At 45.4% G+C, this 23380-nt stretch carries 22 protein-coding genes; 12 read left to right on the top strand and 10 right to left on the bottom strand.

Features of this window, described 5'->3' with window-relative positions:
* Nucleotides 1-31: 31 nt before the first annotated feature.
* The 4 genes from L2730_RS16825 to L2730_RS16810 are packed head-to-tail and all read right to left on the bottom strand — an operon-like array spanning nucleotide 32 to nucleotide 4696.
* Nucleotides 32-577, bottom strand: coding sequence for a core component of ECF transporter (locus L2730_RS16825; protein ID WP_248975649.1), 546 nt, complete (start codon nucleotides 575-577; stop codon nucleotides 32-34).
* Complete coding sequence (locus L2730_RS16820) at nucleotides 574-1269, bottom strand: energy-coupling factor transporter transmembrane component T (RefSeq protein ID WP_428848467.1); 696 nt, start codon at nucleotides 1267-1269, stop codon at nucleotides 574-576. Before L2730_RS16820 ends, L2730_RS16825 begins: the two co-directional genes overlap by 4 nt.
* Nucleotides 1259-2623: an ATP-binding cassette domain-containing protein gene (locus L2730_RS16815; protein WP_248975647.1), complete on the bottom strand. Its 1365-nt coding sequence runs from the start codon at nucleotides 2621-2623 to the stop codon at nucleotides 1259-1261. The genes L2730_RS16820 and L2730_RS16815 overlap by 11 nt, the downstream gene beginning before the upstream one ends.
* A 15-nt stretch (nucleotides 2624-2638) precedes the next feature.
* On the bottom strand, nucleotides 2639-4696 hold the full coding sequence (locus L2730_RS16810) for a TonB-dependent receptor plug domain-containing protein (protein WP_248975646.1): 2058 nt from the start codon (nucleotides 4694-4696) through the stop codon (nucleotides 2639-2641).
* Nucleotides 4697-5114: 418 nt separating this feature from the next.
* On the opposite strand from L2730_RS16810, the gene L2730_RS16805 reads away from it, so the two are divergent.
* From L2730_RS16805 to L2730_RS16795, 3 genes are all read left to right on the top strand, one after another.
* Complete coding sequence (locus L2730_RS16805) at nucleotides 5115-6473, top strand: isochorismate synthase (protein WP_248975645.1); 1359 nt, start codon at nucleotides 5115-5117, stop codon at nucleotides 6471-6473.
* Nucleotides 6474-6686: 213 nt separating this feature from the next.
* Nucleotides 6687-7346: a 7-cyano-7-deazaguanine/7-aminomethyl-7-deazaguanine transporter gene (locus L2730_RS16800; protein ID WP_248975644.1), complete on the top strand. Its 660-nt coding sequence runs from the start codon at nucleotides 6687-6689 to the stop codon at nucleotides 7344-7346.
* Between the two features lie 121 nt (nucleotides 7347-7467).
* Entirely contained in the window at nucleotides 7468-7926 is a 459-nt protein-coding gene (locus L2730_RS16795; protein WP_248975643.1) for a GNAT family N-acetyltransferase, read from the top strand.
* A gap of 348 nt (nucleotides 7927-8274) precedes the next feature.
* On the opposite strand, the gene L2730_RS22005 is transcribed toward L2730_RS16795, so the two are convergent.
* The 3 genes from L2730_RS22005 to L2730_RS16785 form a co-directional block, all read right to left on the bottom strand.
* Nucleotides 8275-8406: a hypothetical protein gene (locus tag L2730_RS22005; protein ID WP_283105767.1), complete on the bottom strand. Its 132-nt coding sequence runs from the start codon at nucleotides 8404-8406 to the stop codon at nucleotides 8275-8277.
* Nucleotides 8407-8570: 164 nt separating this feature from the next.
* The gene (locus L2730_RS16790; RefSeq protein ID WP_248975642.1) at nucleotides 8571-10703 is read right to left on the bottom strand and encodes a sensor histidine kinase; all 2133 of its coding nucleotides are present in this window, start codon (nucleotides 10701-10703) and stop codon (nucleotides 8571-8573) included.
* A 22-nt stretch (nucleotides 10704-10725) separates the two neighbouring features.
* On the bottom strand, nucleotides 10726-12108 hold the full coding sequence (locus L2730_RS16785; RefSeq protein WP_220737140.1) for a sigma-54-dependent transcriptional regulator: 1383 nt from the start codon (nucleotides 12106-12108) through the stop codon (nucleotides 10726-10728).
* Between the two features lie 279 nt (nucleotides 12109-12387).
* On the opposite strand from L2730_RS16785, the gene L2730_RS16780 reads away from it, so the two are divergent.
* From L2730_RS16780 to L2730_RS16750, 7 genes are all read left to right on the top strand, one after another.
* Nucleotides 12388-13200, top strand: a complete 813-nt coding sequence (locus tag L2730_RS16780; RefSeq protein ID WP_020914923.1) for an ABC transporter substrate-binding protein — start codon at nucleotides 12388-12390, stop codon at nucleotides 13198-13200.
* Complete coding sequence (locus L2730_RS16775; RefSeq protein ID WP_248975641.1) at nucleotides 13197-13904, top strand: ABC transporter permease; 708 nt, start codon at nucleotides 13197-13199, stop codon at nucleotides 13902-13904. The genes L2730_RS16780 and L2730_RS16775 overlap by 4 nt, the downstream gene beginning before the upstream one ends.
* On the top strand, nucleotides 13904-14629 hold the full coding sequence (locus L2730_RS16770; protein ID WP_248975675.1) for an ABC transporter ATP-binding protein: 726 nt from the start codon (nucleotides 13904-13906) through the stop codon (nucleotides 14627-14629). The genes L2730_RS16775 and L2730_RS16770 overlap by 1 nt, the downstream gene beginning before the upstream one ends.
* A gap of 97 nt (nucleotides 14630-14726) precedes the next feature.
* Nucleotides 14727-15341 carry a molybdenum cofactor guanylyltransferase MobA gene (gene mobA / locus L2730_RS16765; protein WP_248975640.1) on the top strand — a complete coding sequence of 205 codons (615 nt, stop codon included), beginning with the start codon at nucleotides 14727-14729 and terminating at the stop codon, nucleotides 15339-15341.
* Nucleotides 15338-17134, top strand: a complete 1797-nt coding sequence (locus tag L2730_RS16760) for a bifunctional molybdopterin-guanine dinucleotide biosynthesis adaptor protein MobB/molybdopterin molybdotransferase MoeA (RefSeq protein WP_248975639.1) — start codon at nucleotides 15338-15340, stop codon at nucleotides 17132-17134. The genes mobA and L2730_RS16760 overlap by 4 nt, the downstream gene beginning before the upstream one ends.
* Nucleotides 17135-17154: 20 nt before the next feature.
* The gene (gene moaA / locus L2730_RS16755; protein ID WP_248975638.1) at nucleotides 17155-18141 is read left to right on the top strand and encodes a GTP 3',8-cyclase MoaA; all 987 of its coding nucleotides are present in this window, start codon (nucleotides 17155-17157) and stop codon (nucleotides 18139-18141) included.
* Between the two features lie 270 nt (nucleotides 18142-18411).
* Complete coding sequence (locus tag L2730_RS16750) at nucleotides 18412-18612, top strand: hypothetical protein (protein WP_248975637.1); 201 nt, start codon at nucleotides 18412-18414, stop codon at nucleotides 18610-18612.
* Nucleotides 18613-18855: 243 nt separating this feature from the next.
* On the opposite strand, the gene L2730_RS16745 is transcribed toward L2730_RS16750, so the two are convergent.
* Nucleotides 18856-19287, bottom strand: a complete 432-nt coding sequence (locus tag L2730_RS16745) for a GNAT family N-acetyltransferase (RefSeq protein WP_248975674.1) — start codon at nucleotides 19285-19287, stop codon at nucleotides 18856-18858.
* 593 nt (nucleotides 19288-19880) lie between these two features.
* Here L2730_RS16745 and L2730_RS16740 point away from each other — a divergent pair.
* Nucleotides 19881-20333, top strand: a complete 453-nt coding sequence (locus tag L2730_RS16740) for a hypothetical protein (protein WP_248975636.1) — start codon at nucleotides 19881-19883, stop codon at nucleotides 20331-20333.
* A gap of 44 nt (nucleotides 20334-20377) precedes the next feature.
* Entirely contained in the window at nucleotides 20378-21193 is an 816-nt protein-coding gene (gene mutM / locus L2730_RS16735; RefSeq protein WP_248975635.1) for a bifunctional DNA-formamidopyrimidine glycosylase/DNA-(apurinic or apyrimidinic site) lyase, read from the top strand.
* Here the strand turns inward: mutM and L2730_RS16730 are convergent.
* On the bottom strand, nucleotides 21190-21855 hold the full coding sequence (locus L2730_RS16730) for a TVP38/TMEM64 family protein (protein WP_346347829.1): 666 nt from the start codon (nucleotides 21853-21855) through the stop codon (nucleotides 21190-21192). The genes mutM and L2730_RS16730 overlap by 4 nt on opposite strands.
* Before the next feature lie 31 nt (nucleotides 21856-21886).
* Nucleotides 21887-23380, bottom strand: coding sequence for a capsule assembly Wzi family protein (locus L2730_RS16725; RefSeq protein ID WP_248975634.1), 1494 nt, complete (start codon nucleotides 23378-23380; stop codon nucleotides 21887-21889).

The following is a 23380-nucleotide window of genomic DNA, read 5'->3' as shown; positions in this document are numbered from 1 at the left end:
TCTTAATCCTATAGATGTTGATTGCTATTGGTTACTCATGGGGTTGATGTCGGTCTTGCAGTAAGTCATGAGATTGCAGACGTTTTAGCACGCTGGGAACAAGCAGCGCCGCACCGATGGCAAACAGACCGCCCTGCAGAAAGTTAACCGCAAACTTGATCAAAGCTATTTGCTGGCTCATACCCGCAAGCATATTCTCAATCCAACCTTTACTCGCCCACGCTAAACAACCAGCCAAAGCCAGTAATACACACTGCCAACGTAATTTAAAGACACCAGCAATCACCAGTAACGCTATATCCATTGCGATGGCTGGCATGCCAAATTTGAGTAAAATCAACGGCCCCCCTTTGCCAACACTCAGCATCATTGCCACCATGCCAGACAATAAGCCACATGCTGTAATACAGCCCACCCGACCTACGGCGCCATAGCAAAGTAGATAGAAAAAGGTCATTAAAAACATTGAGTGACCACTAAGCCCTAGCTTAAGCCGCAACATGCTTTTTAAAATCACCAATAAGGTCGCGCAAAAACCTATAAACAGCGCATCTTGCAGTTCAAAATTAAGTTTCATTTGTCGTCTCTTGTTGAAGGCCAATGCGTTACATGATCGCCGCGGCCAAAATGGCGTAACTTTGCTGATAGCGCCATCTGCTTCGATAGCTTTAATAGTTGGATCAACAGCGGCAGTAACACGCAATAAATAAATTCAGGCCAATTGCTTGGGTTTCGAAGTGCTTTAGGCGTGATCCTCGCGCCGCGCATACATTGGATCTGGTAGATCTCTTTTAGCTCTTGGGACATAAACGGTAATAGACTTAGTGAAGCCGCGATTACGAATGCCCACTTGTGTGGCAGCAACCAACTTAAAACTTCTGCAAGTCGCTCAGGGCTTTGAGTACTTGAAAGCCACCAGCCAGGTAGCATTGCCAATAGCACTCTAAGTACCACCACCGCACCATCTAAAAGCTGGCTTTCACCATAAAACAGATAGTAGAGCCCCATAGTGGTAATAAATTGCACTGCAGCTAAGCGCAGCAGCATGGTTATTTTTTTCTTTAGCAATAACCCATGAGCGATTAACCCCGCATTAATGCTCACTAATATCCACAACACACTACTCGGTACAAAAAAAGCCGAACTTGCCAGCAGCAGGCTCAAAAGCAGAGCGAAAGCACAACGATGGCTCTGGCGTATCCAAGTTCGCCGTGGCTTTGCGTTATGCTTCAGATTAAGGCCCGCTGACTTTGGCAGTTTAGCCCGCATCGGCTTGTATCGTCGGTGCAGTTCTATCAGCCAAGTAACCCGACTCGATATACCAAATCCTGTCTACATCAGCGTAAGACATCTCTCTGTGAGAAGTGAGTAAAATGGCGCAACCTCTTTGACGTAGCTCCAGCAAAAGCTGCCACACCTTGTCACAATGCAAACTATCTAGGCCGGCAAATGGATCATCAAGTAACAACACTTTGGGTTGTAAACAGGCAAGTGATGCCAGCGCAATAATATGCTGCTGTCCGTAGGACAATTTATGTGGTGACGCCATCGATAAATGGCTTAAAGACAGCTGGTGCAACATCCGTTCAGCCCGAGATAACGGCAATCTGAAACGACGCAAACTAAACTGCATCTCAGTCAATACTGTTGGCTCAAACAGTTGCCGATTTGGCCTTTGTAACAACAGGCACAGGTTTGCGCCAAAAATGCCTAATTTTGGCCGTTTGCCCAATACTAGAAATGGTAACTGCCCTATATCTGCCTGCATCCCTGCCAGTGCTTTTAAAAAGCTACTTTTACCAGTGCCATTGTCTCCAACTAAGGCGACAATCTCTCCCGCTGCCACGCTTAATGACTCGGTACAGCGAAATAAAACCGAATCCGCTGAGAACTGAAAACGATGCGGTGATATCAACAGCCTCTGCTCTGTTGCATCCACACCTCTAGCAACTAAAGTTGCTAATCTTTGCTTATGTGGCCGTGAAGGCTGGTATAGACCCGCGACTAATTTGCCTCTCTCTAGCTGCCATAAGTGAGAAACAAGTTGCCCAAACGCCTGTGGCTGATGCTCCACCATGACGATAGCAACACCGTCACGAAGCAGCTCTTTAAGCACAAAGTACAACTCCTGTACCCCATGGTTATCAAGTTGTGTCCAGGGTTCATCAAGCAGCAGTAAATTCGGTTCAAACACCAATTGAGCAGCAAGCATTAAACGGTACTTTTGTCCTAAAGAAAGCACATCGATTGGCGTATCGATACTGACATATAGCCCAACCCGTCGCAGTGCTTGCTGTACTTTGTCTAACATTTCATTGGAGGGAACACCGAGGTTTTCTAGCGCAAATGCAATCTCGGCACCCACGCTTTGGCGCAGGACCTGTACATTAGGATCTTGCATCACCAGCCCTACCATTAACGCGGGATGACGTGTCATCTCCCCCTCAAAAGGGCGACACAACTCCCCTGCAATAAGGTGTAGTAAACTCGATTTACCGCAGCCCGTTGCGCCGCTGATGCAGTGACACTCGCCATGATTGACCACCAAGTTTAGGTCATCCAAGACCGCTGCTTGGTATGTGTCATAGCCAAAATGAATCCCTTTTAGCTCGATAAGTTGCATCACGGCCTCCGCTGACTAGATCTGCCAATTAATCCCAATAAACACTTGCCGACCCGCTTGGGGTAAAGACTCACTTTGATAGTAATTTTCATCCAGTAAATTGGTGGCTCTTAGATACAGTTCCAACTTGTCTTCTAGTAACGGCTGCACCAAATTTAGATCAACCAAGGTGTAGTCATCTAACGACTGTTCAACCAGTATTTTCTCACCTGCGACTTTGTGCTGCGCGTAGTAGATTTGATCCATAATCCGTTCAATATTTAGATGGATGCGCATTGCAAATGGCAGCTGGTATTGCGCTTGGAATCGCAGTTGATGGCGGGGGCGATATTCTAGAGTTTGGAATGTCTCTGCCGCAGATTTATCTTCAGTATCTAAAAAGCTATACATAAAGGTCATCGACAGATCATCAATGCTATTGTTTTGTAGTTGCAGATCGACCCCTTTGAAAGCATAGTCGCCCATGTTTTGATAAGTACCCGCTAAATCTTTGGCAATGTAATCTTCGGCATCGGTATAAAAACCTGCGATATTCAGCTCTGTTGAGTAACCAATCTCTTGCAATAAGCCCAATTCAAAGTGCTGTGATACTTCCGCCTGCAGATCTGCATTACCAGAAGATTGTGCATAGAGATTGCGCATAGAAGGGAATCGGACTTTACGCGCCACTCCCATATTAATGCGGGTATGCTCTAATGCTTGCCAGTAGAGTGATAACTGTCCTGAGTAATCATTTTCAGATTCAGACACTCTGTCTTGATCATGCAAAGCACCACCGAGTGTTACACCATAACTGTCAGCTTGGTATTGATACTCTAACGCTGCGGTATATAACCATGCAGAGTCATCGAAGTTATCGCTGCTACCACTGCCATTGCCACCGCCGTTACCACTACCACTATTACCATTGCCACCGCCGTTACCACTTCCACTTCCACCGCCATTACCTGAGCCACTTTTACTACTTTTGCTACTTGCAAGTGCCTGTGACTGCCAGCTTTGCTTTTCAGCAATCATTGCCGTTGTGACAATACCCGCTTGGTCAAAGTTGGAAATGAACTGTAGATTACCGCCCTCGACCGTTGAGCGGCCATCTTGCTGCGCTTTTATCGCTTGGTAAGAGTCATCTTTATATTGAGTCTCTAATACATCACTTTGGTTGTAGTAACCAAAACCACGCACGGTAAACATGTCATTGAACTTATGTGCCAATCCAAGCTGAAAAGTTTTGGCTTGATAATCGTCAACCCTCTCAAACTTCGCGCTCCCTGAACCGGTGCCATCTCGACTTGGCTTGCCCCATTCACCCTGTTTGAAGCTCATGTTAGCCATTAGCTGTGTGTTATCGCTCAGCAGGTAGCTCCCTTGTGCATATACGTTATCTAAGGTTTTGTCGGCATTATTACGTACATCACCCTGCTGGTATTCTGTGTCGTTATAGTCACTCGACATTGGCCAGCCATCGGTTTGCTGACGGCTATAATTAATCAACCCCTGCCAGTTATCACCGCTTCCAGCAGCGCTAATATCACCATTAAAGGTATTATCTTGGGCAGCTTCAAGGCGTCCAGATAAACGCGGCGCATCCTCGCCCTGCTTAGTAATAATGTTAATCACACCACCAGCTCCACCTGGGCCATAAAGTACAGACGTTGGGCCCACCGAAACTTCAACGGAGCCGACTTGACTAGCAGGTATTAAGCTTGGGTCGAATTGACCATCTTCGGCACCATTTGCTGGCACACCATTGATTAAATAGATAACATGACGTGCTTTAAAGCCTCGCACATCAACCCTTGGGGTGCCTTGCCCACCCACTCTGACATACAGTCCAGGGACGTTTTTGAGTAACTGATCTAAGCTTTGCGCTCCAGTTGCTTTGATCTCCTCCTCGTTAAGACTCCAATGAGTGGTTGCCGATTCAGTAACCGCCGCTTTCTCTCCATGGACCACTATGACTTCAGTTACATTGAGTATTGGATCTCGCTCCATCTCATCGGCTTGCACTTGATAACTAATACTCAAAGCCAAAGCTATTGCAGATAGCTTTAAGCTGTTGTTGCTATTTCTCATTGGTTTTCATCATCCTAACGACATTATTAACGCCTATTGTTAGAAAGAGAGTAGCAACGCACAAGCTATCAACTTACAAATACAAACTTAGATCAACTAATTAAAACAAAGGGAGTTACTAACCAACGCACGCAAGGACAATATGTCCAACTAGAACTTCATGACAGACAAAAAGACACAGTAAAGGCTATAAAATGAATAAGCTAGCCTTAGGCCATTTTCTACAAATAGGAAAAACCATAGCATGAACATAAAATAGTCAGTCATAGCTCACAGCAGCAAAGCAACCGACTTGACACTCTAGTCGGTGGATATTACTTTGTGGTAAAGATTCTTATTACCAATTTGAAAATGGGTGAACTGCAAGTAGAGGTCAGCGCCTCACATAGCCCATAAGAAATACGATTTGGAGTATTTATTGACCGCCCCTTTGCTGTCTCACGCTATTAAGTCTTTAACCGACAAGCTCACATCCTTTACTCTACAACCACACAGCGATCCGATTATTCAGCTGTCGGTGACGATTTCGGCGATCCCTGTAATTGCTTGGTTAGCAGCACAGTCCACTTATCCAAGGATCTATTGGAAGGGGCGTGATACCGAAGATGAAGTCGCCGCTATTGGTTGCTGTAAGGATTTCTTTTTTGGTGATGATGTTGACGACCTTGAGATGTCAGCTGAATACCAAAAGCAAAGAGCACTGACGAGTAATCAAGACGTCCGCTATTACGGTGGGGTCGCTTTTGACCGCAAGAATGAAAGCTGGCCGGAGTTTGGCAAGGCACGCTTTGTATTACCCCGCATTGAATTACGTCGCAGCGGCAACGAATTTAAACTGCTGGTAAATCTAAATTTTACCGACAGTAGTTTGGAAGCTGAGATCGCTACTGCACAGCAAGCGATAGCAGCCTTAGATAAGCCTAAGCCACTAACGCCACCAAATAAGGTCGCGTTAATGGGTCGCAGCGACAAGCCAGATCGTTATCGCTGGACCGAACTGGTCAATCAAGTCACCCACCCAAAGTTTATTAAAGAAACACCTAAAGTGGTGCTATCTCGCCAAACTCAGCTTGAGATAAACGAACAGGTAGATCCCTGGACACTGCTTGCGTGTTGGCAAGGAAGAAATCCAAATAGTTTCCAGTTTGGTTTTCAGTTTAGTCCTGAAAACGCCTTTATCTCTTGCACTCCAGAGCGCTTATATCGCCGTAGACAACGCGAGTTGTTTACCGAAGCGCTAGCAGGGACAACCGTTAGAGGTATTAACCAAGAGCAAGATAAAGCCTTAGCGCAAGAGCTGCTGGACGACACCAAAAATAGTCACGAGAATCAGCTAGTTAGGCAGCAAATCGTTGATGTATTGAACCCTTTAAGCCATTACGTTGGCGCAGAAGAGTTTCCAACAGTATTAAAATTAAGCCATATTCAACATCTGCATCGCTCTATTAGAGCCGAACTAAAAGCGGGTGTGAATGATTTTCAGCTGATTCAAGCACTGCACCCCACTCCCGCAGTTGGTGGTTTACCTAAAGAACCTGCAATGAACTTTATTCGCCAACAAGAAGGTTACGTCAGAGGCTGGTACGCTGGTGCTTGTGGCTACTTCAATAAACATGAAAGTGAATTTGCAGTCGCTATTCGCAGCGCTCGCATAGAACCTGGGCGTATTAACCTATTTGCTGGTGCGGGGATTGTCACAGGCTCTGAGGCAGATAAAGAGTGGAGCGAGTTGGAAAACAAGTTAACCACCATTCTGTCGATACTGACCGAGCTTTAGCGCCAACAAAAAATCAATCAGTTATCCTATGATGTAGTGGTTAATCAACTGCTACATCATTTTTATGCTTGCTCTGAAAAAATTCTGCTCTATAATTTGCCGCCCCGATTATGGGTTCACACTACTTTGATTAACCACAAATTGTAAAATTATAGCGATGTTTGCTATTGCGGGTTCCCTCACCCCGCCCGATTTATTAAAAAAGGCCACAAGATGTTGATGTTATCTCAGACGCAGGTTCGCCGTGCGTTACTGCTTTTAGCAGGCTTTCATATTGTTATTATTTGTGCCAGTAACTACTTGGTGCAACTTCCGTTTCAGATCTTTGAATTGCATACCACATGGGGCGCTTTTAGCTTTCCTTTTGTTTACCTTGCAACCGATCTTACCGTTAGAATTTTTGGTCAACAGGCCGCGCGAAAGATCATCTTTCTCGCCATGCTTCCAGCCTTAATCATCTCTTATCTAATGGGCGTTGTGTTTCACCAGGGGAGCTTTCAAGGTGCGGCCGCGTTACTAGAATTTAATAGCTTTGTCTTTAGAATCGCCTTTGCCAGCTTTGCGGCCTACTTTATAGGTCAATTAATGGATATCTTTGTTTTTGCAAAATTAAGACAAACAAAATCTTGGTGGGTTGCACCATCAGCATCGACCATTATCGGTAACCTTGTTGATACGCTAGTGTTCTTCTCTCTTGCTTTTTACGCGTCAACAGATAGCTTTATGGCTGCCAACTGGCCTGAAATTGCAGCTGTGGATTATGGTTTTAAATTAATCGTTAGCCTCGGCCTCTTCTTGCCTGCCTATGGTTTACTGTTAAAGGTGCTACAGGAAAAGATTTTACAAGAGACGGCTCGCAAAACCGCACTGTAGCGCTAATCTGCTCTTAACAACAACTGGCCAGACCTGTTATAATTTCGCCAATTCGTTCACCTTTGCCTCGTTTATTTAAGAGACATTTAAGGTGAACTGGCGAAAATTATGAGACTAGAAAATGTACACCATTGAAATAGAAGCAGTTACCGAATTTACACCTGAAGTATTAGCACGCTTAGATCAAGCTTATGATGCTATCCCTGAATTTGAACAACCGTACTCAAGCCAGGAGATCAGCAGCCGCTTACTGTCTACGCCGGCGTTATTACTCATTGCTAAAATTGAAGGTGAAGTCGCCGGCTTTAAGCTTGGTTATCAAAATGCTGATGACACATTCTATAGCTGGTTAGGCGGTATAGTTCCTGACTATCGCGGCTTGGGCTTAGCTAAAAGCATGCTTGAATACCAAGAACGTTGGGCAAAGCAACAAGGCTATAAACTGATGGAAGTGAAAACCCAAAACTGCTTCCCTGTGATGCTGAACATGTTGATCAACAACCAATACCAGATCACAGCCATGACTGCAGATAGCCAGCGATTAAGTCAGAACAAACTGCATCTGCAAAAGCAGTTATAAAGATTTATTGAGTTATTTACATAATAAAACTTGCAAACCCAAATGAGAATGATTATTATTAACTTGCGTTCCAAAACTCAGGTTAATTGTTAAAGTTCTCATCATCTTTAATGGCTAACGAGTTTTATTAAGCACGACATTGCTCACACACTCTTAAGTGGCCGGGATTTTTCCCCGGCTTTTTTTTGCCTGTAATTTATCATCACCACAATTATTCTTGTTATCACAAATAATTCAAACTAATTAAGTTACTGTAATTAATTGAATTAATAAAATAACAGACTATTTCAGTCAACTAATTTTAGCATTCTTCAAATAAAAGCTTGCACAACCAAATGATAATGATTACTATTTACATGCGTTCCAGAACTCATCAAAACTTAAAGGCATCTCATCTCCTGCAAGTTTGAGTTTTTTACCAAGAGCACTAGGTAACTGCTTATTTAGCATTAATTTATTGCGACGGGTTTTGCACGACATTGCTCACACACACTCTTTATAGCCAGAATTTTATTCTGGCTTTTTTTTGCCTGAAATACCTAACGGTATCGAGTTAATACCTCTGTTACGAGCATCTTCAACTAGACGGGTATAAAAAAGCCAGCAGGTAAGTTCTGGCTTGTTGAGTTATCTATTAAGTCTAGCTAGTGCTGTTCATCCGCACTGCCATGGAACTGCAGCCCTTCGTATGGAGTATCGGTTTGCGCTTCAACAGCGGTATGGTACAGACCAATCGTAAACATACTGCCCTTACCCACCGTAGAGGTCACATCTATGGTGCCACCAATACGTTTGATGATGCCGTAGCTTAATGATAACCCAAGGCCAGTACCATCTTTGCGAGTGGTGTAGAAAGGGTCAAAAATACGGTTTAGCTCCTCTTCCGGTATCCCCTTACCTTCATCTTCTATCTCAATCTTTACCCCTACCGGCTCGCCTCTTTGTACCCAGTCATAGGTGCGGATCCAGATCTGGCCTTTGTCATTAATCGCATGAGCAGCATTAACAACAATATTAATAAGCACCTGCAATAACTGGGGTCGATTAACTTGAATTGGATAACTTGCGTTGAGTTCTTGGTGCAGCACCACTTCCTGTTTATGTATTGAGTGACGAACAAGCACTAACATCTCTTCAATAATCGGCGTGATCTGATGCATCTCTAGCGGCGCATTAAACTCACCAGGACGACTATACTGCAATAAACTGCGAATAATGGTACTGATACGGCCTACCTGTTGGATGACGAGTTCAATCTCCTCTTCGACAACATCGGCATTATCCCCCAACTCATATTTCAGCAGCTCCATATTACCGAGGATCACCGCAGTCGGATTGTTGATCTCATGAGCGATACCCGCGGTCAATTCACCGAGTGCAGTTAACTTTTCATTGATAACCAGTTGCTGACGAGTTTCATTAAGCAAGGCAACGTTAGCTTGAAGTTCTTCCGTTTTTTCCTGCAAACTGCGAGTACGCTCTTCCACCTTAACTTCGAGTTGTTCAGCGGCGGCCTGAATTTGAGTATTACGTCGCTGCAGCAGATCAAGCATACGATCAAACTGTTCAGCAAGATTAGACAACTCATTGCCGCTATCAAGGCCTAAGGAGCCGATACGAAGATTTCGGCCGGATTGCACCGCTTTTACTACATGGTGAATACGTTCAATTGGTTGCAACAAGCTATAGGCACCACGGTAAACTAACCAGCCAGAAACCAGTAATACCAGCATTAAGATGGTACCGAGTTCAATAATATTCAGCAGGTAATTATGGATAAAGGGTGACTCAGAGAAACCAGTGTAGATCATCCCAATACGCTTCCCCTGTACATCCTCTAAAGGCGCGTAAGCGGAGATAAACCAATCATTAAATACAAAAGCACGATCGACCCACAGCAATCCTTGGTTCAAGACTTTTTCCCGCACCTCTGAAGACACCAGACTCCCGAGCGCTCGGCCACGTTTATCATCATCTTTAGGAAAAAAGTGCAGTGGTACGTTGGTACTGATGCGAATGTTATCGAGGAAAATAGTCACCGTACCAATAGAACGTTCAGGTAAAGTGCCTTTGTCATAAACAAGATCACGAATATGATCAACAATACGGGTATCTCGATTCAATAAGATCCCGCCATCGAGGTACCAAGCCACGTGGCCATTGGCATCAGGAATGGGCAGTAATGAGCGACTCAGCAGGCCACGCTTTTCGTCGACTTTAATTGGTTCCTGTGCCCGCTGTGTTTTCATCACGGTCACTTTTGCTCGCTCTGCTAACTCCGGATCAATACGAGACAAACGACTTGGCGATAACACCATCAAACCTGAAAATGGTTTGTCGTCTTCAATATGTGGCAGCATCTGCCGCAGATCAGGGTCGGCAGCCGCTTCAGCTACAGTAATCAAGCGCAGAAAATCGAGATCTAATTCAGTTTTGGTTAGTGCTAACTGCTGTTGCAATGTTTTCCTGGTTGCACGTGCATTAGGATCTAACTCTCGAAACTCATTTTGAAAATTCCACGACTTCATCACCAACTCAAGTCGTTTCTCTTGAATCGTTTGCACTGAATCCAAGGTGTTATTGGCAACCGTTAAGTCAGCCTTTACTTTCATAAACAGCTGTTTACCTGTGTAACTAATATTCCAATAAATGGTAATAAACACTAAGCTGACAAGTGTTAACAAGATCGGTAGCAAGGTGAGAATAAGAATGCGATAACGCACCTTAGCCTGCATCTGCTGCCAACTAACACCAAATATATTGGAAAAAAATGACACCTAAACTCTCCTGCCCAATGGCTTATTCTTCAATATTCTTTTCACCGCCAAACCACTCTTTATACTTACGGTCTAGCGTTTTACGCGATACACCAAGATCTCTTGCTGCAGCAGATTTATTACCACCGTGTATATCGACAACGCGGGTCACATGGTCACGTTCAACATCCTTTAACGCCCATTGCAGCGGGTAACCAGATTCAGCCACCATCTCTGCTTTAGGCTGGGCTTTCCAGTACTCTGCCGGTGGCTTGCCGAGCAATATACAGCGTTCAATCATATTTCGCAGCTCACGGATATTACCTGGCCACTCATGTTGCTGCAGTTTAAGCATATCCTCATGGCTCCATACCACCTCTTTAACGCCAAGCTCTGAGGCTAACTGGCAGGTAAAGTGATGAGTCAGCTCTACAATATCTTCAGGTCTATCACGCAGGGGGGGGATCACAATATCAAGCACGTTGAGGCGGTAGTATAGGTCACGCCTAAAGTTGCCCTCTTCAACCTCCTCAGATAACTTGCGGTTAGTCGCCGCTAGTACCCGGACATCAATATTAATCTCTTTCTCACTGCCGACGGGTCTAATGGTTCTTTGTTCTAATACTCGCAGTAATGCCGTCTGCATTTTTAGCGGCATCTCACCAATTTCATCGAGAAAAATAGTGCCACCCGAAGCAAAACTAAACAAACCTTCGCGATTACCTTTTGCGCCGGTAAAAGAACCTGCGGAGTGACCAAATAACTCACTTTCTAATAACTCTGGAGCGATGGCGCCACAGTTAACCGCTACAAATGGCCCTTGGCGGCCACTCAATGTATGCAGCTGTCTGGCCACCAACTCCTTACCTGTACCTGACTCACCTTCAATCAAGACCACGGCATTGGTTGGCGCCACACGGGCAATCACATCTTTTACTTCAGTCATCGCATCGCTCTGGCCAATAATGGTAGAGGATTGATTAAAAGAGACTTCGCGGCGAAGCATTAAGTTTTCTCGCTTTAGTAAGCGACGCTCAATACAGCGATCAACGGCTTTCATCATCTGCTCTAGATGGAACGGCTTCATAATAAAATCAGATGCCCCTGCGCGCAGAGCTTTTATTGCCACATCCATATCCGCATAACCTGTCATAAAGATGATGTCAGATCGTCGCTCTTGATCATTGAGTGCTTCGTGCCATTCAATACCTGAACGCCCTGGTAAGCGAATATCCACAATAAGCAGGTCAAAGTGACAGCGTGAGCGTAACTGTTCTGCGTCCTCCACACTGGAAGCGGTTTCCACCAGCGCAAACTTCTTTGCCAGTGCCTTTTTCAAAAAGCTGCGCATACCAGGTTCATCGTCAACAATTAGTACTGATACAGCGGAAGGAATTGGCTTCATAGTATTTACTCTCTGGCTCATCTTGTCTTAAACAGGACATTTTGACTCATAATGAACAAAGTCTACCACCTAACGGCTGGAAATAGGTCACTATGAACCACGGTTTAGCGATGTTGGGACATATTGTCTGAATGCTTTTTAATAAGCATGGGATCAAGCTCACACTTAAGCGACTGATGTGATACAAAATCCTCGAAACTATAAATGGCATCAAACTTGCTCTTGTTTGCACAAGTGATTTCACTTTTCAGTGGTTACTCAGGTATAGAGCAACCCATTTATATTTGCCAAGGAGTAAAAATGTTAAACCTTAAACGCGTTATTGGTCTTGCTGTGACTGCTGCATTGTTTGTTGGAATGCCTGTTCAAGCCAATGAAGTTATTAAGCTAGCAACCACAACCAGTACTGAAAACTCAGGCTTGTTGAAGAACCTTTTACCTACTTTCGAAGCCGAAACAGGTTATAAAGTTCAGGTGATTGCAACAGGGACTGGTAAAGCCCTTAAGCTTGCTCGCCAAGGTGACGTTGATGTTGTAATGACTCACGCACCAGCAGCTGAAGCTAAGTTCGTTTCAGAAGGATATGGCAGACTTCCACGTGGGATAATGGAAAATGATTTTGTTATCTTAGGTCCAAAAAATGACCCTGCTAAAATTCGCCCGAGTGATTCAGCTGAAGCTGCATTTGCTAAAATAGCTAAATCGGGTGCACCTTTCATTTCTCGTGGTGATAATTCAGGCACCAATATGAAAGAGCTTATTCTTTGGAATAAAGCCGATGTTAAGCCTGATTTTGCGGGCTATACTTCTGTTGGCCAAGGCATGGGCAAAACACTATTAATGGCAAATGAATTACAAGGTTATACACTTTCTGACCGTGGTACTTTTGTTGCCTACTCAGGTAAGATTGACCTAGCAGTAGATTTTGATGGTGGCAAAGCACTCGCTAATCCTTATCAAATTATGCTGATCAATGCTGAAAAATACCCAGATTTGAACCATAAAGGGGCTAAAGCATTAAGTGATTGGTTGATCAGCGCAGAGGCGCAAGGGATGATCAATAACTACAAAGTTCAGGGAGAACAATTGTTCAAGGCAACTTATAGCGAATGAATGAAGGCTGGTTAGCCCTAACACAGCAGGCATTAAGCCTGCTGTTTTCATTGGATCCAGAAGTCTGGTCCATTATATCGGTATCTTTTTCAGTATCATTTGCAGCATTAGCTATCACCTTGCTGCCCTCTATGGTACTCGGCTTTCTGCTGGCATTTTCTCGCTTCCGCGGCCGCTGGCTGGTTACCAACCTAATTCAAACCCTGCAATCTGTACCTACTGTTGTTATTGGTCTGCTAGTCTACCTGCTGCTCACTCGTATGGGGCCACTTGGCGATCTTAAATGGTTATTCACCCAAAAAGGCATGATTTTAGGGCAGATGATGATTTGTGCGCCGGTGCTTGTCGCCATGAGCCAAGCCGCATTCACCAGTGTTGATCGCCGAGCATGGGAAACCTCTCGCACGCTAGGCGCACCATGGTACAACGCAATCTGGGCAGTCTGCCGCGAGTTAAAAGTGCCGCTATTGCTAGCGATAATCGCGGCATTTAGTCGTATTCTGACTGAAGTGGGTTGTTCAATGATGGTCGGCGGCAACATCGCCGGCGTGACCCGAAATATCCCAACAGCTATCGCCCTAGAAACCAGTAAAGGTGACTTTGCCCAAGCCATTGCGCTTGGTCTAGTCCTGCTAGTATTAGCGCTAGTGCTAAACTTTGCCTTAGGTACCCTAAGAGGCAAAGCAGAGCCGAGGAGTCATTAATCAGCATGGCAAAAATTATTGCACAAGATCTTGAGATGCGATTTGGTGATAAACATCTGTTTAGCGCCGCCGAATTGATATTTTCGCAAAACCAAGTAATCCACCTGCAAGGTGATAATGGCTGTGGCAAGACCACATTAATGAAATTATTAGCGGGATTGATTAAGCCAACTCAGGGGCAAGTGCAAGCGATTGGCTACTCACTAGCTCCTTGGTGGCGCAGTAACTCCATCGTCGGTAAGGCGCTTTATCTGCATCAACACCCATATCTATTTGATGGCACAGTGCTCTATAACCTGACTTACCCGCTATCGTTTTCAGATAACGATAAAGTCAGACTTAACACTCGCACTGAGCAGGCGATTGAGATGGCGCAATTAGGCCACTTGCTAAGCCAATCCGCCTCAAGTTTATCGGGTGGAGAGCGACAACGGTTGGCAATAGCACGTGCTTGGATTGTAGAGCCTAAGCTCATGATGCTCGATGAGCCGACATCAAATATGGATAAGCACTCGCAACACCTGGTATTGCAGATGGTCGCCGATCTTAAAAAGCAGGGTACAGGCATGATCATTAGTAGCCACCAGTCGTGTATGCTGACCCAAATATGTGACCATGTATGGCTTATCGATAACAATAAAATAAGCAGTAATGATAAGGTGCCTGAAGCACCACCTACATTAGCAGTTCATATTAATCCCAATATGCTCAACAATATGGCCTAATAGCTGTACTAAAATTGCTACCTCGCCAGCATTAAGTTGCTTTGCGTCGGAGTATGATTGCTATTGTTAAGTAAGCCCCTAATAACAGGAAGAAGTGATGACGATAACGATCGATGCAGTGATCCTCGCCGGCGGTATGGCCAGACGTATGGGCGGCAACGATAAAGGCTTAGTAGAATTAGAAAGCCAGCCGATGATAAAACATGCAATTGACAGGATAAATCCTCAAGTTAAGGAGATCCTGATCAACGCAAACCGTAATCAAAAGGTGTATTCTGAATTCGGCTTTGAGGTCATCAGTGATCAAGACAGCGGTTATCTTGGCCCCTTAGCAGGCATGATCACCGCGATGAGTCACACACAAGCAGACTATTTAATGGTCGTACCTTGCGATTGTCCGCTGTTGCCAAGTGATTTAGTCAGCAGAATGCTAACGCAGTTAACTGCTGAAGATGCAGAACTTGCAGTTGCAAGCGATGGTAAACGCGAACAGCCGGTAGTGATGCTGTTAAAGCCAAGTTTACGTGCATCAATGAAAGCATTTTTAGATGCTGGCGAACGTAAAATCGATTTTTGGTACGCCAAGCACAATTACGTAGTGACTGATTTCAGCGACCAGCCGAACGCCTTTATTAACGTCAATACGCCAGAACAAAAACAGCAACTTAGCGAAGCTATCGCCAACGAAAAGAATAACCTGAGGTGTAAATGAGCATACCTTTTACTAATCCGTTACCTATTCCCGTTCTCGGATTTTGTGCCTATAGCGGCACAGGCAAAACCACTTTATTAAAGCAATTGATCCCAGAGCTTAACCGTCGTGGTGTTCGCCTCGCTGTTATCAAGCACGCTCATCATAATTTTGATGTCGATATTCCAGGCAAAGACAGTTTTGAAATGCGTAAAGCTGGTGCCAAGCAGATGCTAGTCGCCTCTCATGTTCGCTGGGCATTAATGACCGAAGATGCGCGCGATAGCGATCCAGAGCTGCCTCATCTGTTAAACCAAATTGAAGCTGATAAAGTCGATATCGTCTTGGTTGAAGGTTTTAAAAAGCTCGAACTGCCAAAAATTGAATTACACCGCGCCGCTCATGGGAAACCGTTCATCCATACCCATGACGACAATATTCAAGCGATTGCTTGTTGCGATGATACCGAGCTGCCTGCCGAGCTAAAACGTTTAGATATTAATAATGTGCCGCAGATAGCCGATTATGTCTGTGACTACATTGCCAGCTGGAAGCCCTGCCCTATCGATTTGCCAATGGCGCCTAGCTGTGGTTGCGAGCTAGATAACAGCACCACGCTGTCGGTACGCCAAGGCATTGATAAAATTCTCTCTTACGTTAGCCCAGTAACCGCGACTGAAACCGTTGCATTAGATGAGCTAGACAATAGAGTGCTCGCAAGTGATGCGATCTCACCTGTTAACGTGCCGCAGCATACGAACTCAGCGATGGACGGCTACGCTTTCAAACTCGCAGAGAACGATCAACCTTATAAGATGGTTGGCGAAGTGATGGCAGGCCACGCTTATGCTGGCACCATTCAAGCCGGTGAAGCAGTACGCATTATGACAGGTGCTCCAGTGCCAGCAGGCGCTGATACCGTGCAATTGCGAGAACTAGCCAACGAGCAAGATGGTCAAGTGAGCTTTGAAGGCGAGATGGCTTTAGGTCAACACGTCAGACAGGCGGGCGAAGATATTGCCCAAGGTGCAACCGCGCTTGCTGCCAATACTCGACTGCATGCTGCCGAGCAAGGTTTACTCGCATCCCTTGGTTTTGGCGAACTCCCCGTCTTTAAACGTCCAACTGTTGCGGTGTTCTCCACTGGCGATGAAGTTTGCCAGCCGGGTGAGCCATTACAACCAAACTGTATTTTTGATTCCAACCGCTACACCATCAAGTCGATGGCAAAGAAGCTCGGTTGTGAAGTGATTGATTTAGGCATTATTCAAGACTCTGAAGCTGCGCTAGCTGATGCACTTAAAAATGCCGCCAAGCAAGCTGATATCGTTATCAGTTCAGGTGGTGTATCGGTCGGCGATGCCGACTACATCAAAACGGTACTCGAGCAGGTTGGCCAGATTAACTTCTGGCGAATTAACATGCGTCCGGGTCGCCCACTGGCCTTTGGTCAAATCGATAACAGCTTATTCTTCGGCCTGCCGGGTAACCCCGTTGCAGTGATGGTGTCGTTCCTACAATTTGTACAACCTGCCATTCGCAAGCTTGCGGGTGAGCAAAACTGGACACCGACTATGGTGCCAGCAACCACAGATAAACCACTGCGCAGCCGAGTCGGTCGTACCGAATTTATGCGCGGAGTGTACCATCTAGCCGCTGATGGTAAGTTACATGTAACCACAACAGGTGCTCAAGGCTCAGGGATGCTTAGCTCTATGGTAAAAGGAAACTGTCTCATCGTGATAGGTGAAAAAGATGACCAGTTACAACCAGGTGACACAGTTTATATCCAACCTTTTGCCGACCTGTTATAGAGGTCATGTAGGTAAGTAGTATGAGTTTGATCGTTGATAACTTTGGCCGCACAGTCGAATACCTACGGCTGTCGGTCACCGACCGCTGTGATTTTCGCTGTGTTTACTGCATGAGTGAAGACCCATGCTTTTTAAGTAAAGAGCATGTACTTAGTCTTGAAGAACTCGCATGGGTTGGCCAAGCCTTTACCGAGTTAGGCGTGAAGAAAATTCGCCTCACTGGTGGCGAGCCGCTAGTACGTACTGACTGCGATCAGTTAGTTAAACTATTGGGCAAATTGCCGGGGCTTGAGGAGCTGTCGATGACCACCAACGGCTCGCGCTTAACCCGCTTTGCCCAAGAGATGCATGATTCAGGACTTAATAGGCTCAATATCAGCTTAGATACCCTCAAGCCTGATCTGTTCACTAGCTTGACCCGTAATGGCAAAGTCGATCGTGTAATAGCCGGTATTGACGCAGCATGTGCAGCTGGCTTTAAGAAAATTAAAGTTAACGCCGTTATTTTGCGCGGTCAGAATGATGATGAAGTGCTCGATCTCATCGAATTCTGCCGCGAACGCGAACTTGATATAGCCTTCATCGAAGAGATGCCGTTAGGCGTCATTGATGAACGTAAACGCAGTCGTCATTGCAGCAGTGAAGAGATCAAAGCGCTAATTCGTGAGCGTTATGAGCTCAACATATCTAACCGTCGCACCGGTGGCCCAGCGCGTTATTACACCATGCCGGGCAGCGATATTCATGTTGGCTTTATCTCGCCTCACAGCAATAACTTCTGTCACGAATGTAACCGCGTGCGTGTCACGGTAGAAGGCAGATTGTTATTGTGTTTAGGCAATGAAAACTCCGTCGATTTAAAAGCGATTGTGCGTGAATTCCCCGGTGACATAGAGAAGCTGAAAACCGCGATTTTAGACGGTATCAAGCACAAACCAAAAGAGCACCACTTTGACCCCAACGGCGAAACCCAGATCTTAAGGTTTATGAATGCCACAGGTGGTTAGGCGTTCTTGAACGGTTATGCCGCTGATGGTGTTTGTATTAGCCGTAAGTGTTTGGCCGTTTCAATGAGTTTAAACATGAAACCCGACGCCAAAAGCGTCGGGTTTTGTTTATTTAACTGATAGGTATCTCATGATTGATTCAGCACTAATCTAAAAGTTAAACAAAAGTCATTTTTGGAAACGAATGAGTAATGTCTGATAACAGTGGTTCCAATTGCCTGCTGCATGTGATGAGCAGGATGCTCAAATGTCGTGATCACATGGATGTGAATGAACGACCGTATGTGCAGACGCTACAGAGGCTCGCTGCAAGCACATCTGACCTCCAAGGATGGAGGAAATACCAAATTTTGTATGGAGCAGAATTGGCCATGGAAACTCTACGATGGCATCCATGCCATCAAAGGCCGCAGCCGCATCTACACCAGGTTGGAAAAACATTTAGACTTGGGCTTCGGCGTCACTAATTAAAACAAAAAACTCACGAAAAACTCTGTGCTAACATTTCACACCCACTCCTCACCGAAGCCATTGAAGTCACCGAAGCCATTGAAGTCATTGAAGTCATTGAAGTCATTGAAGAAAAGTTGCGTGAGCGAGGCATGAATGCCCAAATATCATAGGCAATGATATCCCCAACATCAGATACGGAAACGCCCAAAGTTATTAGCTTTGGGCGTTTCTTCTAACAAATTTGGCTACAATGTATCGAGCCTATAGCTCCATATGCAGAATTGGAAATGGTTTACCCATATCATCAAGTGGTGAGCGCGAAACAACTTTAAAACCCATATGCTGATAGAAACCTACCGCAAGTGGATTCTGCTCATTAACATCAACCTTGGCAGCGGCTAATTGCTCGATGGCATATTGCAATAACGCTGTACCAACACCTAAGCCTCTAGCTTCATTTAAAACAAATAGCATCTCAACCTTAGCATCGTGAACACCGACAAATCCAAGGATTGAACCGCTTTCGCTTTTAATGCACCGCAGTGTTACTGCAGGAAAGGCCTGTTCGATAATTATTGGTTTAAAAAACTCAATATCTTCTTCTGTTATAAAATCATGAGTGGCTCGGACTGAGTTTTCCCAAACAGCAAGCATTTCTGCGTAATATTCAGGAAGCACATTTTCTACAATCATAGTTTTGTCTCGATAGTTGACTGAAATTGATGTGCAGCCGCCAGTGTATTTTATGCCACTAACACCAATAGATCTACCTTCGGTATATGCTCTAGCTTTATTGGTCACCTTACTATCTATTACTGGAATTGGGCACTAGTGACTTCAATGAGCTCAACGTTAACCATAGAAAGAGTGAAATCAACATCCACTCACAAGTCGCAGAAAACACCAGTTCCCCATCGAAGTTGCCGAAGCACGTTGGAATAAATCACGTGAAGCCGACAAGGAAGTCGGGTTAGCTTTCGCGGGGCAGGATGTCCCATCGGAAGCGTTAGTGATTTATCCATAAGTATGAGGATCAACAACTTCGTTAGGGGCGGCACGGGTGATCCAAGAGGGGATTGCTGTTGTTCCCCTTTTGGCCGAGTGTGAGCAGGAAGCTCACGACCATTATCAAGCGGAGCTTGATTGATTTAGTTGTTAGACGAAGTCTAACTTAAAGGTCAGGCGCAGCCTGATGTTCAAGAAGTCACCCACCGTACAGCAAATTTGTGGTTCACCCAACTTGCAGATACACTTAATACTTAAGTAACCTTTTGAATTATATCCCTATGGCCTTTTCCCGAAAAAAGTGGAATACCATTATCATTCTGGCATCTATCTTAATGATCTCAGTACTCACTGTCATTGAAGACAATCGTCACCAACCAACCATGCAGACGCAGGCTCTTTTCGATCAATCAGCGCCGCTGTCTCAACTGCAACTTGGTGACCATTGGCTGCAAAAACGTCAGTCCGGTTGGCAATGCAGCGAAGAAGTACTTAACTGCCTAGAATGGGCTAATGCATGGGAACAACTGCATATTTCGGCTTTAACCGAACAGCCACAAACCGAAGGCGAACCACAAGAAGTGGTGATCCAGATTGCCGATATTGATACCGCACTACTTTGGATCCTGTTTGATAACCAAGGCTTATTAAAGTCACCCACAGGTAACTGGTACCAAATTCCAGCTAGTTTGCGTGTGCCTTTGATCCCGATTGTTCGAGCCAAAGTTAACTAAACATATTTCTATACCCAACAGCGTCATTCAATAAGAGAGAAACAATGCCGGAACTCCCAGAAGTAGAAGTCACCAAGCAAGGAGTTTCTCCTTATCTAATTGATAACACTGTGACGGATTTAATCATTCGCAACCCTTCTCTACGTTGGCCTGTACCCGAGATAGCCAAACAGATCATTGGCCAAACCATTCGAGCTGTGCGACGCCGTGCAAAATACTTACTGATAGATACTGACGCAGGCACAACTATTGTCCACCTTGGCATGTCTGGCAGTTTACGTATATTGCCAGCGAGCACCCCAGTGGAAAAACATGATCATATTGATCTGGTGCTCGCCAGTGGTAAAGTCTTGCGTTACAACGACCCACGACGTTTTGGTGCATGGCTCTGGAACGAGCTACCAGAACAAGCTCATCCACTATTAGCTAAGTTAGGGCCTGAACCGTTAGAAAGCGCCTTCAACAGCAGTTATCTGTTGAGCGTTTTGGTAAACAAGAAGAAGGCGATAAAACTGTGCTTAATGGACAATCACATCGTGGTTGGGGTGGGGAATATTTATGCCAATGAGGCACTATTTGCAGCGGGTATTCATCCACAAGCTGAGGCGGGTAAGGTCGATGCCGAGCGCATTACCATATTAGTTGCAGAGGTAAAACAGATCCTTGCCCGAGCGATTAAACAAGGCGGCACTACCTTGAAAGATTTCACCAACGCCTATGGTAAACCCGGTTACTTTGCCCAAAAGCTACATGTATATGGTCGAGGTGGTGATACTTGTACCCATTGCGGTCAGTTGCTGAGTGAAATACGCTTAGGCCAGCGAGCCACTGTATTTTGTAGCATCTGCCAACAGCGTTAATCGCCAGCTCTTGTAAGTTGCTTGCCTAATCGGGTGCGATAAAGGTAGATGCCTATTGCTAGCGCTATTGCAAATAGCGCTACGCTAACTTGCAGATGATGCTCGTCGCTCAGGTTAACTCCCGCTCCGGCAAAACTAAAGATGAACATCTGCGGTAAAAAGCCAATACCGCTACCCACAAAAAACTGCCACGGGCTAACACAAGTAGTCCCTGCAAGCAGATTAGTGATGTAATTGCTACCAAGCGGCAATAGACGGATCATCAAAGCTTTAAGCCACGTCTTGTGGATAATCAGCGACTCTAGTCGTGCAAGCTTTTTCGCAAAGCGGCGCTTAATCTGCTCACGAAACACAAAGCGGGAAAAGTAAAATAGGATGATACAACCCAACAGCGCCGCGATAGTGGCAAAGATAGCCCCCTGCACACCACCCAACGCATAACCAAAAACAAACGCCAGAACTTGCCTTGGCCCAGCAATACAGGAGAATAAAGCTCCCATCAATACCAGTTCAGCCACAGCGCGGGAGCCATTCTGGGCTACATAATCAGCAACCCACTGACTATCACTCAAGCGTTGAAAGAAACCTTGTTGAACTGCCACAGCCACCAATATAGCCATAAATAGCAGCCCAACGAGCCTGACGAACAGCTTAATGTTCACGATTTATCTCTGTTAAGCAAGAAAAGCGCTATTAGAAGCGGTATTCATACGTACCAAACACAGTGGCATCGGTATCATTTTCTTCGGTTTCAAACTCAGATTGTGACACAGTACCGCCAACACTCATCATCCCTTTCCACATCGGCATGCGGTAACTCAACTCTAGCATCAGCAAGTCTTCTTTAGGTGGCTGTGGGGCCCATGGAGAGCTTGGCGTCTTGCCATCTTTATTTAGCTGAGCATAACGCAAAAGCGAGGTAAAACCTTTACTGTTGGCATATTGTCCAATTAAACCTAACACATAGACATTGGCATCACTGTCATAGGTGCTACCGAGAGAACGACCGTAGTAGCGCGAGCCACTTTGATAAGTGGAGTGCTCATAAAAACAGTTAAAGGCATTGGCATCCTCACCACAAAAAACCATGGTGTCGGTATATTCAAAGAACAGCTTATACTGCTGACCGTCTAAATTAAAACGGGTGTCGGCGCCAAACATCGATCCACAATCGACAATATCCCATGGCATGCTGCCTTTTGAGTCTTCACAGGTTCTCTCATAGTAAAGACCAAACGGTACGTTGTACCAGGTATCGCTAAAGCGGATGTCATAGCCGGCCATCTGATTACCATAGTTGGTACAACCGCCACCAGTATCATTACGGCAGTCTTTCTGACCCGTAATCGATTTAAAGGCACTCTCAAAGGAACACTCTTGACCATCACCACAAAATTGCGTGGTCCAAGAAACACCGATCTCTAACTGTCTAAATGGACGAATAGAGCCTCGTAAATTCCACAATAGCGTATTCGGAACAGCCCGCTCCTCCTCCATCATGCTCAAGCCTGCAGTAAAGTTCCACGGACCAATCCAAGACAGCCAAGGAGTTTCAAATGCTTGGGCATTATTACGGCTTAACATTAGTGATGGCATAGGTCTGGCGTTGTTTGATTTGTGCAGTGAAGAGTCAAACCCTGGCCCCCACCACTGTTCGACAGCACCTAGCGTCACCATCCAATTACCCATCGCCATCGCGAGATAGGAGTCGTCAAAACGAAACTCTTTTTCGTCTGCAGGATCGTAGTTAGCCGAAGCTGATACCTTATAGGCAAATCGATCACCTAAGTATTCATAAGAAGCATTGGCCTCGCCTTGCTCACGATAGTCAGAGCCAAAGTGTTGGAATCTTGCAGGATCGCTTGCTGCAGCAAGCTTAATGCGGGTGTTGCCACGGTTCTCAACCGCATTACGGTAGTTAAAATTAACGCGAGCATAGGCATCGACTAATGCGGCCGACAGTGTTGAAGGCTCCGCTTTGGCAAGATCTGCACCTATACCAGACCACATTAACGGGTAAGTATTTACAGGTACGGTAATTACCCCTGCATCGGCTAATGCCTGAATATCGGCTCTCAAATAGATATCAGAGGTATCCACCCATGGTGCTGCACTTAACATTGCTGAACTACACACACTCAATAGCGCCAACAGCTTAATGCTGAGTGATAAAGCTAATTTTTTCAT

The organism is Shewanella kaireitica, from assembly GCF_023284045.1.
Classification (GTDB): Bacteria; Pseudomonadota; Gammaproteobacteria; order Enterobacterales; family Shewanellaceae; genus Shewanella; species Shewanella kaireitica.
Note: the sequence above shows the minus strand (reverse complement) of the source record. Positions and strands in the feature narration are given on the sequence as shown.

What these genes read in the sequence shown, in the direction of transcription:
- L2730_RS16725 (WP_248975634.1), bottom strand. Translation starts at nt 23,380, where the DNA reads ATGAAAAAATTAGCTTTATCACTCAGCATTAAGCTGTTGGCGCTATTG.
- L2730_RS16780 (WP_020914923.1), top strand. Translation starts at nt 12,388, where the DNA reads ATGTTAAACCTTAAACGCGTTATTGGTCTTGCTGTGACTGCTGCATTG.
- L2730_RS16775 (WP_248975641.1), top strand. Translation starts at nt 13,197, where the DNA reads ATGAATGAAGGCTGGTTAGCCCTAACACAGCAGGCATTAAGCCTGCTG.
- L2730_RS16740 (WP_248975636.1), top strand. Translation starts at nt 19,881, where the DNA reads ATGGCCTTTTCCCGAAAAAAGTGGAATACCATTATCATTCTGGCATCT.
- L2730_RS16815 (WP_248975647.1), bottom strand. Translation starts at nt 2,623, where the DNA reads ATGCAACTTATCGAGCTAAAAGGGATTCATTTTGGCTATGACACATAC.
- L2730_RS22005 (WP_283105767.1), bottom strand. Translation starts at nt 8,406, where the DNA reads ATGTCGTGCAAAACCCGTCGCAATAAATTAATGCTAAATAAGCAGTTA.
- L2730_RS16820 (WP_428848467.1), bottom strand. Translation starts at nt 1,269, where the DNA reads ATGCGGGCTAAACTGCCAAAGTCAGCGGGCCTTAATCTGAAGCATAAC.
- L2730_RS16810 (WP_248975646.1), bottom strand. Translation starts at nt 4,696, where the DNA reads ATGAGAAATAGCAACAACAGCTTAAAGCTATCTGCAATAGCTTTGGCT.
- mutM (WP_248975635.1), top strand. Translation starts at nt 20,378, where the DNA reads ATGCCGGAACTCCCAGAAGTAGAAGTCACCAAGCAAGGAGTTTCTCCT.
- L2730_RS16760 (WP_248975639.1), top strand. Translation starts at nt 15,338, where the DNA reads ATGAGCATACCTTTTACTAATCCGTTACCTATTCCCGTTCTCGGATTT.
- L2730_RS16795 (WP_248975643.1), top strand. Translation starts at nt 7,468, where the DNA reads ATGTACACCATTGAAATAGAAGCAGTTACCGAATTTACACCTGAAGTA.
- L2730_RS16785 (WP_220737140.1), bottom strand. Translation starts at nt 12,108, where the DNA reads ATGAGCCAGAGAGTAAATACTATGAAGCCAATTCCTTCCGCTGTATCA.
- moaA (WP_248975638.1), top strand. Translation starts at nt 17,155, where the DNA reads ATGAGTTTGATCGTTGATAACTTTGGCCGCACAGTCGAATACCTACGG.
- L2730_RS16800 (WP_248975644.1), top strand. Translation starts at nt 6,687, where the DNA reads ATGTTGATGTTATCTCAGACGCAGGTTCGCCGTGCGTTACTGCTTTTA.
- L2730_RS16750 (WP_248975637.1), top strand. Translation starts at nt 18,412, where the DNA reads ATGAACGACCGTATGTGCAGACGCTACAGAGGCTCGCTGCAAGCACAT.
- L2730_RS16825 (WP_248975649.1), bottom strand. Translation starts at nt 577, where the DNA reads ATGAAACTTAATTTTGAACTGCAAGATGCGCTGTTTATAGGTTTTTGC.
- L2730_RS16745 (WP_248975674.1), bottom strand. Translation starts at nt 19,287, where the DNA reads ATGATTGTAGAAAATGTGCTTCCTGAATATTACGCAGAAATGCTTGCT.
- mobA (WP_248975640.1), top strand. Translation starts at nt 14,727, where the DNA reads ATGACGATAACGATCGATGCAGTGATCCTCGCCGGCGGTATGGCCAGA.